We start from the raw sequence: 11,422 nt of genomic DNA, 5'->3' as shown, positions 1-11,422 counted from the left end.
ACCGAGATCGGCGGCCCCACCGAGGAATTGGCCCAGCGCGCCGCGGAACAGGAGGTGGCGCTGCGGGTTCTGATCACCGAGACCGCCGACCGCGGCGACTCCGGCGGGGCCGAGGTCGATCTGCGTCCGCTGCTCACCGCGCACGCGACGCCGTCGGTGTTCGTGTCCACGCCCGGCGACCCGGTGCCGGTCGGGCGCTGGGCGGGCACGGAGATCGCCGCGGCGGTCGCGACGGCGCTGTCCAATGTCGCGCTGCACGCCGGGTCCGACGCGAAAGCCTATGTGCTGCTGGAGGACACCGGTGAGGAACTGGTGATCAGCGTGCGCGACGACGGCGTCGGCATACCGCCCGGTCGCCTGGCGGAGGCGGAGGCCGAAGGGCGGCTGGGGGTTTCGCGATCGATCGTCGGGCGGATCGCGGCGCTCGGCGGGACCGCCGATCTGCTCACCGAGATCGACGGCGGCGTCGGCTTCGGCACCGAGTGGGAGTTCCGGGTGCCGCGAATATGATTCCGATCCAGGAGGTGTGGCGTGACCGATAACGCAGCGGCCCAGGCGATTTCGGTGATGGTGGTGGACGACCATCCGATGTGGCGCGACGGCGTCTCGCGCGACCTCGCCGAGGCGGGCTTCCACGTCGCGGCCACCGCGGACGGGGTCGGCGCCGCGACCAGGCGGGCGGCGGCGGTGCGGCCCACGGTCGTGCTGATGGACATGCAGCTGCCCGACGGGAACGGCGCGGCGGCGACCGCCGAGGTGCTGCGCGTCTCGCCGGACAGCCGCGTGCTCGTGCTCTCGGCCTCCGCCGAACGCGACGACGTGCTCGACGCGATCAAGGCGGGCGCGTCGGGGTACCTGGTGAAGAGCGCGTCGGCGGCGGAGCTGATCGAGGCGGTGCACGCGACGGCGTCGGGGCAGCCGGTGTTCACGCCCGGCCTCGCCGGCCTGGTCCTCGGCGAATACCGGCGCATGGCAACCGCTCCCGCCGAGCCCGACGAGCCGCACCGGCCCGCGCTGACCGAGCGCGAGACCGAGGTGCTGCGGATGGTGGCAAAGGGCTTGTCCGCCAAGCAGATCGCCTCGCGGCTCGGGCTGAGCCATCGGACCGTGGAGAACCACGTGCAGGCGACGCTGCGCAAACTTCAGCTGGCCAACCGCGTCGAACTCACCCGCTACGCGATCGAGCAGGGACTCGACGAGTGATCCCGGTACGCGGGTAGTACTCGGCCCTCCGGGATTTCCCTGATACATGTCCGCTGGCGGATCGGTAATCTCGAATCATGGGCGGACCCGAATCGGTATCCAATGGCGTCGGCTCCGGAGACGCGATCGGCGACCGGGATCTACGCGTGTCCGACGTCGAACGCGAGCACGTCGGCCAGTTGCTGCAGCGAGCGGTCGGACTCGGCATGCTGTCCCTCGGTGAGTTCACCGAGCGGATGGACACGGCGCTCGCGGCGAAGACGCGCGGCGAGTTGAACGCCGTGCTGATCGATCTGCCCGGCGTCCGCCTGGTCGGTCAGCCCGCCGCGCCGCCGACGACCTTCGTGAACACCGCGCCCTCGTTCGTGAAACATCATCGCCCCGCGCCGCAGAACGAGCCCGGCGTGATCCGCTCGCGCCTGTCCGGGGTGAACCGGCGCGGGCCGTGGCATGTCGCACCGTCGCTGCGGCTCAACAGCTGGCTGTCCGGGGTCACCCTGGATTTCACCGAGGCGATCATGTCGACCCAGGTGGTCGAGCTGCACCTCGACGACTTCTGCAGCTCGCTCACGCTGATCGTGCCCGCCGAGGCGACGGTCGACCTCAACGAGGTCGACCTGATCGGCTCCAGCGTGAACAACAAGGTCCGCACCGGGCCGCCGCTCGGCCCGCTGCACCTGGTCGTGCGCGGCCGCATGCGCTTCGGCTCCATCACCGCCAAGCACCCCTTCATGGCGCACTGGCGTCGCATGATGGGCCACTGACTCCGTCTCATGCCGCCACGAGGGTGGGGTAGTCGAGGTAGCCCTCGGCGCCGCCGACATACATCAGATGAGCGTCGCGCACCTGGTTGACGGGTGCGCCGAGCCGCAGGCGGGTGACCAGATCGGGGTTGGCCAGGAAGGACCGGCCGAGCGAGATCAGGTCCGCGCCGGCGCCGAGCAGCCGCTCCGCCGCGTGCTTGCCGCCGTCCTCGGGCAGCGGCACGCCCCAGCCGAGGTTCGGGTTGGCGATCAGCGTGCCCGGCCAGATTTCCCGGATGCGCCGGAACAGTGGTTGTTCCGGGTCGGCGAACACCACGTGGAGGTAGGCGAGGTGCCGGCGCGCCAGCGCGGCGACGAGCGGCGGGTAGATGGCGTCGGTGTCGCCCTCCTCGATTCCGTTGGCGCCCACCGCCGGTGAGATGCGCACGCCCACCCGCTCGGGGCCGATCGCGGCGGCCACCGCCTCGACCACCTCGAGGGTGAACCGGATCCGATTGGTCACCGAGCCGCCGTAGGCGTCGGTCCGCTGGTTGGTGTTCTGGGACAGGAACTGGTGCAGCAGATAGCCGTTCGCGCTGTGCACCTCCACTCCGGCGAATCCCGCGTCGATCGCGTTGCGTGCGGCGGCCGCGAAATCCTCTACGGTGGAGTGGATTTCATCGAGAGTCAGCTCGCGTGGCACGACGGCCTGCTGATGCCCCGACGGCGTGTGGATGGTGTCGGGCAGCGGAATCGGCGAGGGCGCGACGGGGATCGACCCGCTGTTGTCCGGGTGACCGACCCGGCCGCCGTGCTGCAACTGCAGGAACATCCGGCCGCCCGCGGCGTGCACCGAGTCGGTGACCGCGCGCCACCCCGCGACGTGCGCGGCGGTGTGGATGCCCGGGATGTTCGCGTAGGTCTGGCCGACCCGGTTCGGCGTCGCGGCCTCCGCGATGATCAGCCCGGCGTCGGCGCGCTGCGCGTAGTAGGCGGCCATCAGCTCCGACGGGGTGCCGTCGGCGTGCGCCCGATTGCGCGTCATCGGCGCCATCACCAGGCGGTTCGGCAGTTCGAGGGCGCCGAGGCGAGCGGGTGCGAAGAGGCTGGGGGTTGCTGTCGTGTTCGTCATGTGAGTACGGTAAAACTTCACATGGATGTCAGATTCAAGTCGTGTGACGAAATACGAGGTGGCAGATGCGAATCGGGGAACTGGCCAAGCGCACCGGAGTCAGCGAGCGCTCGCTGCGCTACTACGAGGAGCAACTGCTCCTGGCCTCCGACCGCACGCCCGGCGGCCACCGAGACTATCCCGAGCGCGCCGTGGACCGCGTCATCCACATCCAGGAACTGTTCGCCGCCGGCCTCAACAGCAAAACCATCGGCCAGCTCCTGCCCTGCATGCGCGACGCCGACGGCGGACCCAACGAATCCGCCACCCCCGAACTCGTCGCCCAGCTCGCCATCGAGCGCGAACGAATCGACCGCACCATCAACGACCTCATCCGCTCCCGCGAGGTCCTCGACGACGTAATCGACCGCGCCGCAGCCCCCTTCGTCCGAACCGGCTAGGTCAGGTACTGACGCCGATGCGCCGGGCGAAGGCGCGCAACGGGACTCGCCGGTCGTGGTCCAGCAACTCGGAAACGATGCGCTTCGGCAGGGACTGATACTTGAGCCAGTCCGGTCCGCCGACCCGTTCCGCGGTGAGCAGGGTGTCCAGCGCGCGCCGGTGCTGGCCGGTGCGGGTCAGCGCGACGGCGGTGTCGGTCAGGTGGCGGGCGCGCGAGGACTGCGGGAGACCGTTGTCGGCGGGCATGGACTTCGCGGCGGCCAACGCCTCCGGATACCGCTCGGAGGACACGTTGACGTCGACCGTCTGCATGACGACTTGCGAAGGCCCGAAATACGTTTCGTAGTCACGCCGGTCGCCGCCGAGCCGCAGTGCGATCTCTTCCGCCGCCTCGACCAGCGACAAAGCCTCGGGCACCTGCTGCGCCCGGCCCGCGGCGGTCGCGCTCAGCAGGACCAGCGAGCCGTACGCGGACAGGTGCTCCGGCGCGACCTCGCCCGCTGGCTCCAGGCTCGCCGCCGCGCGCAGCGCCACCCGCCGCGATTCGTCGTAACGACCCTGGACGAGCAATTGCCAGGCGACCGAGCCGCGGATGGTCCCGAGCAGCAGCGGGTCATTGCCGTCCTCCGCCGCGGCGAGCGCCTGCCGGATGGCCAGGAACGCCGGATCGGTCTGGCCGAGGTGCACCAGGGTGCAGCCGGTGACCCAGTACATCCGCGCCAGCAGCTCTTTCGCCTCGGCGACCGAGCCGTTGCGCGCGGCGTGGACGGTGGCGCGCAGCTGAGTGAGCCCGGTCGGCAGAATCGAGGTGAGCAGTTCGTAGCGGCCGGCCCAGTAGGCGCCCCACGCGTAGTCGACCGCGCGCCTGCCGTCGTCGAGGCTGACCGCCGCCTCCTCGTTCGTCTCGCCGAGCAGGTCGTCGACCGGCGTCAGCGCACGGCGGATGGCGACGATGCCGGAATCGGGGTCGGCGGACGGCACGCCCGCGCGTTTGCCGATGAGGTCGGCGATGTCCACGTCCAGGGCGCGGGCCAGCTTCTGCAGGCTGGCGATCGAGGCGGTCTGGCGGCCGCCCTGCTCGAGTTTGCGCACCAGGTCGACGCTGACACCGGCCTGATCGGCGAGTTGGCGCTGGGTGAGCGTCTTGCCGCGGAACAGCCGGATGCGTACGCCGATCGACGAATCGTCCATGTACCCAATTCCTTTTGTTACATCTACGTTTCAGGGTACGACGCTAAGTGCGCGCGCTCGGCCGAAGTGGGACATTACGTACGACTCGTTCATCGCCGGATGGAATACCGTTGCCTTTCTGCAACTTTGATGACAAAGGGCGGGTTGGAACCATGTTCGAGCGCTGTCATTCCACCCTCGAAATCGCGCATCTGCTCCGCGATCTGTACGGCCTGCCGGTGCGACTGCTAGCCGGTCGTCCGATGGTCACGACCGGATCCGTCCTCGGCGCCATCGTGATGCCGCCCGAACTGGGCCGCGAAGTCCTCGCCTCGCTGGGGCACGCGCAGGCCGCGCCGGTGGTCGCCGATCCCGGCGAACGCAGCTGGACCTTCCTCGTCACCCCGCCCATCCCGACCCGCCCCGTCGAGGTCTCCGTCCGCCACCGGCTGGCCGGTCATCATGTCACCGTGGTCCCCGGCGGCCACCACATCCTCCTACCCACCACCGACTCCCCCCAGGGCCGGCACTGGGCGAACGAGCCCGCCTCCGGCCCCCTCCACATGCCCCCACGCCAAGCCGTACTCGACACCGTCCACCAGATAACCACCCAACCCGCCACCCCCTGACCCGCACCCAAGGGAGTTTCACTCGGTATCACAAGGTGCTACCAGCCGCATAGCCTGGATCTATGCCCCTTCAGCCCGAGCTCACCCAGCGGGACTTACGAAACGAGTCCAAGGAGAAGCTGAGCCCGCCGCGTCGCAAGCGAAGGTTCGTCAGCCGCGAAGACTTCGCGGCGATGTCGCGCAATGCGCCAGACATCGATCTCGACGCGTTCAGGGCCGATCAGGACGCCGCGGTGGGGTGAAGTCGGGTAGATATTGGGTGTCTACCGGGGGTAACTACTCATGTTGGGGGGTGGGGGAGGGGACAGCATGGGGGGATGACCACGTCTATCGATCCGGTGCTGATTTCGCGCATCTCGGGGGAGTTCTCTGCGTTGGGGGAGCGGATGGGGGTGTTGGGGCGGGATCTGGAGTTGTTGCGGGCCCAGGTTGTGGGGGGTTCGGTTGGGGGGCAGGGGGTTTCGGTGGAGGCGTCGGCTGAGGGGGATGTCTCGGTTGCGGTGCGGGCTTCGGGAGAGCAGGTGCCGCCGGGCGCGGAGGGGCCTCCCGCGCAGCATGTTCCGCGGTTCGCTCCGGTGCCGGGTTGGGGTGCCGGGACGCCGGGGACGGCCATGCCTCCGCAGTTCAGTCAGGTACCGCAGGCGGGTCGGATGGGCCCTGTACCGCAGCAAGCGGGCCAGATGCCGCCGACTACGCAGCTGCCGCCGCACGCAGGCCGCATGCCATCGCAGGCAGCTCCGATGCCGCCGCGCGGACCAGTTCCGCCGCCTGGCCTGCGTCCTCCCCCGCGGACCGGCCCGCCGGTCCCGCGCACCCCGTGGTGGCAGCGGGACGGCGTGATCAGCCGGATCCTAGCGGTGGCCGGAGTCGGCGTCACGTTGATCGGCGTGGTGATGCTGCTGGTGCTGGCCGCGCAGGCCGGGTTCTTCGGTCCGGTGCCGAGAGTCGTTGCCGGAGCGATGTTCTCGGCCGCGCTGGTGGCGGCGGGTATGCGGGTGTTCGGGCGGGCCGGTGGCCGGGTCGGCGGAATCGCGTTGGCGGCCACGGGGATCGCGGGCGCGTACCTCGATGTCGTCGCGGTGACGGCGATCTACCACTGGCTGCACCCGGTGATCGGGTTCGCGGTGGCGTTCGGTGTGGCGGCCCTCGGTGTCGCGCTGGCCATGCGGTGGCAGTCCCAGCCGTTGGCGGTGCTGGTGGTGCTCGGCGCGGCGGTGTTGTCGCCGGTTTTGACGACCGAACTCGTCCTGCTGGCGTTCCTGATCGCTTTGCAAACAGCCTGTGTGCCTGTGCAAATGGTGCGGGACTGGCCGTACCTGCAGGTGGCGCGAACCTTGCCGGCGGTGCTGGCCACGTGCCCGTTCATCGCGGGCGCGATCATCGGCGGTCCTTCGACCGGGCATCGGTCGATGCTCCTGCTCGCTGCGGTGGCCGTGGCGGCGGTGGGGCTGGCCGGTACCGTCGTGGTGGTCCGCCGCAAGCCCAGTGACCTGACCGCCTCGCTCATGCTCGGGGCGGCAACGGTACCAATGCTGTTCGCGCCGGGCATGTTCGACGCCGATCGCCCCATCGCGGCGACCATAGCGGGCCTGCTCGCCGCCGTGTTGCTCGCCGTCGCCGCGTCCGCGCTTGTGCCGAAACTCGCTGCGGTAGCGCGGATCCCGAGCCATACCGCGGTGGTCGCCGCCGTCGCGGGCTCACTCGCACTGCTCGAAGTCTGTGTCACGGTGACCGACTCGCGGACGTTGCCCGCCGCGTGGTTCCTGGCGGCACTCGGCTACCTGGGCGTCGCGGGGCAACGCCGGTCCGCCGTGACGGCCGGCCTCGGCGCCGCCTTCGCCACCCTCGGCGGACTCGCGTTCCTGACCATCGCCGGGCCGGAAGTGCTCGCTTCGCAACGTCTTTCGCAGAAAAACCTGACCGTCTCGACGGTGCTGGGCGCGGTGCTCGCCCTGGCCGTGGTCGCGCTGGCCGTATGGTGCGCGCGCAGACTGCCGAGCCTGCGGAGCACCGCCGAACTGCACTGGATCGTCGCGAGCGTCGCCGGGCTGTATTCGGTGACCGCCGCGACGGTTTCGATCGGTGTCGCGACCGGCGTCGACGACGGGTTCGTCATCGGCCACAGCGCGGCGACCATCCTGTGGATGGCGGGCGCCACCGCCGCCCTGTTCTACGGACTCCGCAATATCGGCACGGCGAGCGCGGTGGCCAAACTGGCCCTGGGCTCCGGATTGCTCGTCACCGCTGCGGCTCTGGCCAAACTGTTCCTGTTCGACCTGGCCACCCTCGACGGCCTGGTCCGCGTCGCCGCCTTCCTGGCCGTCGGCGTGCTGCTGCTCGTCGTCGGCACCCGCTACGCGCGTGCGTTCGCCGAGGCGGGCGCGCAGCCCCGCGACGGCGGCGAGGCGCGCACCGGCTGACCCGCCGAGGGGCGCTTACTCCCGGTCGCGCCGGCGCAGCAGCTCGTTGACGCTGACGGTGCGACCGTCGCCGCCGGCGTGGCGGCCCTCGTCGGGCTTGCCGGGGCGGCGCGAGGAGCGAAGCCCGGCCATCCAGTCCTCGATGCTGTGGCGGTTCAGGTCGCCCGTGTCGGTGATGCTCTGCTCGGCGGGCGGGGGTTCGGGCGCGGCGTGGGTCGCCGGGGTCGAGATCTCCGGCGCGACGAACGCCGAGTACGCGGGCGCCGCGGGCTCGACCGAGGGCGTCGGCTGCGTCGGCTCGAACTTCGCCTCCTGACGCCTGACCGGGTCGCCCGTCTCTTGCCGCCTGACCGGATCGACCGGCGCCACAGGCGGTTCGAAAGCGTTCGCCGGCGAGTCGAACGCCGAGAACGAAGTCCCCGAAGACGTTTCGGGCCGCGCGCCGATGTCGAAGGGCAACGCGGGCGGAGCGGGCCGCGGTCCGGTGGGATCGTGCGGCACCGGCGGGAAGGGCGCCGGTCCGCCGGCCGGGCGCGGCATATTCGGGTCCGACACGAAACCCATCGGCCGCTGTCGAGTCGGGTCGAGCGGCGCGGGCGCCGGCGTCGTGGGCGGCTTGGGTTTCTTGGGCGCGGCGGGCGCGATCTTGTCCAAGCGCCGCGTCGGCGCCTCGGCCTCGATCTCCTCCACCGTGCGCGGGCGGCGCGGCTTACGCGGCCGGTTGCCCTCGTTGATGGCGGGGATCTGCATCGTGACGGGGTCGGTGATCGGGGTCGTCTTGACCAGGTCGACCACTTCCCCGCCGCCGGGCCGCTCGTCGTCGAGGATGGGCTCGCCGAGCCCGATCTTCTGCTGGATCTTCTTCATCCAGGCGGGCGCCCACCAGCAGTCGTCGCCGAGCAGCTTCATGGTCGCGGGCACGAGCAGCATGCGCAGAATGGTCGCGTCGATGAACAACGCGGCGATCATGCCGTACGCGAGGTACTGCATCATCACCAGATCCGAGAACGCGAACGCGCCGGTGACCACGAGCAGGATCAGCGCGGCCGCGGTGATGATCCGCCCGGTCTGCGCGGTGCCGATGCGGACCGCCTCGGTGGTCGACGCGCCCTGCGTGCGCGCCTCCACCATCCGGGACAGCAGGAAGACCTCGTAGTCGGTCGACAGGCCGTAGATCACCGCGATGATCAGCACCAGCACCGGCGACATGATCGGCTGCGGCGTGAAGTTCAGCAGCCCGGCCCCGTGTCCGTCGACGAAGATCCACGTCAAAATGCCGAGGGTGGAACCCAATCCGAGCGCGCTCATCAGCGCGGCCTTGATCGGCAGCACCAGCGAGCCGAAGGTCAGGAACATCAGCAGCGTCGTGACGAACAGCACGAGCGCGATCATCAGCGGCATCCGGCCCAGCAGCGCGTCGATGCTGTCCTTCTGGATCACCGGCTGCCCGCCGACGTACATCTGCACGCCGTCGGGCACGTCGATCGAGCGCAGATACTCGATGGTGGGGTCGGCGTCCTCGGAGTCGGCCAGGGTCGCGCTGGTGCGGTAGACATTGTTGTCGCTGTTGGAGCGCGACGGCACGTCGAAGGTGCCGTTCAGGCCGGGCGCCTGCTTGGCCTCGGCCCACGCCTTGCCGACGTCGTTGCTGTTGTCCGAGACGAACACCAGCTGGATCGGGTCGGATTTGCGCAGCGGGAAGATCGAGTCGAACTTCGCCTGCGCGAGCCGGGTCGTGTTGTCCGGCGGCAGGTAGCGCTCGTTGATGCCGCCGAATGCCAGGTTCTTGACCGGAATGATCAACAGCAGCAGCAGGATGCAGATCGGGATGGCGATCTTGAGCGGATGCTGCATCACCCAGCGGGTGGACTTGCCCCAGAAGCCGTTCTCCACCTCGTCGGCGGTCTTGGTCTTGCGGAATCGCTTGAGCCCGAACATGTCCACTCGCGGCCCGAGCACGCCGAGCATCGCGGGCAGGATGGTGATCGAGGTCAGCGCCGCGAGCGAGACCGTCGCGATGGAACCGTAGGCGATCGACTTCAGGAAGCCCTGCGGGAACAGCAGCATGCCGCCGAGGCTGGCGATGATCATGGTCGCGGAGAACACGACGGTGCGGCCCGCGGTCATCACCGACCGGCGCACGGCGGCGGGCGTGCTGTAGCCCTCGGCGAGTTCCTCGCGGAAACGGCTCACGATGAACAGGCCGTAGTCGATCGCGAGGCCGAGGCCGATCATCGAGACCACCGGCGCGACGAACGAGTTGACCTCGGTGAATCGGGTGATGAACAGCACGATGCCCTGCGCGCCGATCACCGTGAGGCCGCCGACGATCAGCGGCAGGCCCGCGGCGACCAGGCCGCCGAAGATGAAGAACAGCAGCACCGCGACCGCGGGGATGGCCAGGATCTCCATCCGGTGCTGGTCCTCGGCCATGGTGTCGTTCAGTGTGCCCGCCACCGCCTGCAGGCCCGCGACCTGCACGTCGATGCCCGGAACGCCGAAGACGTCCTTGACCTTCCGGAAGTTGTTCAACATCTCGGTGTCGTTGTCGCCCTTGATGGCGATCGAGGCGAAGGTGTACTTCTTGTCCTTCGAGCCGAAGGTCAGCGGCGAGCTCTGCCCGGTCTCGGTCGGCCAGTAGGCGCCGTTGACCTTGCTGATCTCGGGGTACTCGCGCGGCAGCCGGTTCAGGCTGTCGACGACCTTCTGCCGGAACTCCGGGTCATCGATCGTCTTGCCCGACGGCGCGGTGTACAGCACGATCACGTCGCTGTTGTGATCGCGCCCGAACGCCTTGTCGGCGATGCGCGCACCCTGGGAGGACTCGGAGTTCGGGTCGTCCCACCCGCTGGAGCTGAGGTGGTCTCCCAAACCGAGGCCGTATCCGCCCAGCGCGAGTAGCGCGGCCGCGACGATACCGATGACGCCGAAGCGCAGCTTGTAGACCAGATCGCCCCAGCGTGTGAACACTTAAGCGACTCCTTGCGCTGGGCGAGAGGTGAGCAGCGCCGACAGCGGCCGGAACGGCTGCAGCCAGGCGCCCTCGTCGGGCAGCGAGTCGAGGCTGACCCTGGGCAGCGGTTCGCGGAACACGCCCGGGATGTCCTCGAGATCGATGAATTCGAGGGTATCGGATGTGACGGCCCAACTCGCGTGCTCGCGGAAGCCGAGCACCTGACAGGGGATTCCGGTCGCCGCGAGTTCCTCGAGCGGCTCGCGGAACGCCTGACCGTCGGCCGAGGCGACCATGATGCCCGCGAGTCCGGCGCCGCGGCTGCGCATCTCGATGTGCGCGAGCATGTCGGCGTCGACGTCGGAGTCCTCGTCGATCTTGGGCTTGGCGAAGACCGCGTATCCGACGTTGCGCAGCGCCTCTACCCAGGGCCGCACCACGTCCGCGGTGCCGGGCGCGATATTGGTGAAGACCGTGGCCTCCGGCTCCACCCGGTGCACGGTGCCGACCGAGAGCTCGGCCGTGCGGGCCAGCAGCCAGCGGCCGAGCGCGTCGAAGCGCGGGCGATAGGCCGCGGTCGGGCGTCCGCCGAGAATGGCCCCGAGACCCATGTCGAGATTCGGGGCGTCCCACACCAGCAGGACCCGGCGCACGTCCGGCGTCGTACCGCCGAGGCCGTCGGCTCCGGTGCCCTGCACCTCCCCGGCAACATCGACCACCTCGTGGGCCAT

The 11,422-nt window shown here is 69.7% G+C and carries 11 protein-coding genes; 7 read left to right on the top strand and 4 right to left on the bottom strand.

Features of this window, described 5'->3' with window-relative positions:
• From ON39_RS32420 to ON39_RS32410, 3 genes are all read left to right on the top strand, one after another.
• Positions 1–510: ATP-binding protein (locus ON39_RS32420; protein WP_040739903.1), on the top strand; the 510-nt coding region annotated here is incomplete at its 5' end.
• Positions 511–567: 57 nt separating this feature from the next.
• Positions 568–1,203, top strand: a complete 636-nt coding sequence (locus ON39_RS32415; protein WP_051187408.1) for a response regulator — start codon at positions 568–570, stop codon at positions 1,201–1,203.
• 125 nt (positions 1,204–1,328) lie between these two features.
• Positions 1,329–1,967 carry a DUF1707 SHOCT-like domain-containing protein gene (locus ON39_RS32410; RefSeq protein ID WP_040739905.1) on the top strand — a complete coding sequence of 213 codons (639 nt, stop codon included), beginning with the start codon at positions 1,329–1,331 and terminating at the stop codon, positions 1,965–1,967.
• Between the two features lie 7 nt (positions 1,968–1,974).
• Here the strand turns inward: ON39_RS32410 and ON39_RS32405 are convergent, their stop codons facing one another.
• Positions 1,975–3,078: an alkene reductase gene (locus tag ON39_RS32405; protein ID WP_040739901.1), complete on the bottom strand. Its 1,104-nt coding sequence runs from the start codon at positions 3,076–3,078 to the stop codon at positions 1,975–1,977.
• Between the two features lie 65 nt (positions 3,079–3,143).
• Here ON39_RS32405 and ON39_RS32400 point away from each other — a divergent pair, with 65 nt between their 5' ends.
• The gene (locus tag ON39_RS32400; protein WP_040739900.1) at positions 3,144–3,518 is read left to right on the top strand and encodes a MerR family transcriptional regulator; all 375 of its coding nucleotides are present in this window, start codon (positions 3,144–3,146) and stop codon (positions 3,516–3,518) included.
• 1 nt (position 3,519) lies between these two features.
• Here ON39_RS32400 and ON39_RS32395 read toward each other — a convergent pair whose 3' ends face one another.
• Positions 3,520–4,710, bottom strand: coding sequence for a helix-turn-helix domain-containing protein (locus tag ON39_RS32395; RefSeq protein ID WP_040739899.1), 1,191 nt, complete (start codon positions 4,708–4,710; stop codon positions 3,520–3,522).
• A gap of 152 nt (positions 4,711–4,862) precedes the next feature.
• Here ON39_RS32395 and ON39_RS32390 point away from each other — a divergent pair, with 152 nt between their 5' ends.
• The 3 genes from ON39_RS32390 to ON39_RS32380 all read left to right on the top strand — a co-directional run bounded on the left by ON39_RS32390 (position 4,863) and on the right by ON39_RS32380 (position 7,738).
• The gene (locus ON39_RS32390) at positions 4,863–5,318 is read left to right on the top strand and encodes a hypothetical protein (RefSeq protein WP_040739898.1); all 456 of its coding nucleotides are present in this window, start codon (positions 4,863–4,865) and stop codon (positions 5,316–5,318) included.
• A gap of 62 nt (positions 5,319–5,380) precedes the next feature.
• Complete coding sequence (locus tag ON39_RS32385; protein WP_040739897.1) at positions 5,381–5,560, top strand: hypothetical protein; 180 nt, start codon at positions 5,381–5,383, stop codon at positions 5,558–5,560.
• A 594-nt stretch (positions 5,561–6,154) separates the two neighbouring features.
• Complete coding sequence (locus ON39_RS32380; protein ID WP_246002895.1) at positions 6,155–7,738, top strand: DUF2339 domain-containing protein; 1,584 nt, start codon at positions 6,155–6,157, stop codon at positions 7,736–7,738.
• A gap of 15 nt (positions 7,739–7,753) precedes the next feature.
• Here ON39_RS32380 and ON39_RS32375 read toward each other — a convergent pair whose 3' ends face one another.
• Positions 7,754–10,708 carry an MMPL family transporter gene (locus ON39_RS32375; protein WP_040739895.1) on the bottom strand — a complete coding sequence of 985 codons (2,955 nt, stop codon included), beginning with the start codon at positions 10,706–10,708 and terminating at the stop codon, positions 7,754–7,756.
• Complete coding sequence (locus ON39_RS32370) at positions 10,709–11,422, bottom strand: NYN domain-containing protein (RefSeq protein ID WP_040739894.1); 714 nt, start codon at positions 11,420–11,422, stop codon at positions 10,709–10,711.

Source organism: Nocardia tenerifensis NBRC 101015, from assembly GCF_000308715.1.
Classification (GTDB): domain Bacteria; phylum Actinomycetota; class Actinomycetes; order Mycobacteriales; family Mycobacteriaceae; genus Nocardia; species Nocardia tenerifensis.
This window is presented reverse-complemented; position numbering and strand designations above follow the sequence as displayed.

Excerpts from the sequence above, each read along its gene's own strand:
- ON39_RS32370 (WP_040739894.1), bottom strand. The coding sequence starts at position 11,422 with ATGGCCCACGAGGTGGTCGATGTTGCCGGGGAGGTGCAGGGCACCGGA.
- ON39_RS32400 (WP_040739900.1), top strand. The coding sequence starts at position 3,144 with ATGCGAATCGGGGAACTGGCCAAGCGCACCGGAGTCAGCGAGCGCTCG.
- ON39_RS32385 (WP_040739897.1), top strand. The coding sequence starts at position 5,381 with ATGCCCCTTCAGCCCGAGCTCACCCAGCGGGACTTACGAAACGAGTCC.
- ON39_RS32395 (WP_040739899.1), bottom strand. The coding sequence starts at position 4,710 with ATGGACGATTCGTCGATCGGCGTACGCATCCGGCTGTTCCGCGGCAAG.
- ON39_RS32405 (WP_040739901.1), bottom strand. The coding sequence starts at position 3,078 with ATGACGAACACGACAGCAACCCCCAGCCTCTTCGCACCCGCTCGCCTC.
- ON39_RS32415 (WP_051187408.1), top strand. The coding sequence starts at position 568 with ATGGTGGTGGACGACCATCCGATGTGGCGCGACGGCGTCTCGCGCGAC.
- ON39_RS32390 (WP_040739898.1), top strand. The coding sequence starts at position 4,863 with ATGTTCGAGCGCTGTCATTCCACCCTCGAAATCGCGCATCTGCTCCGC.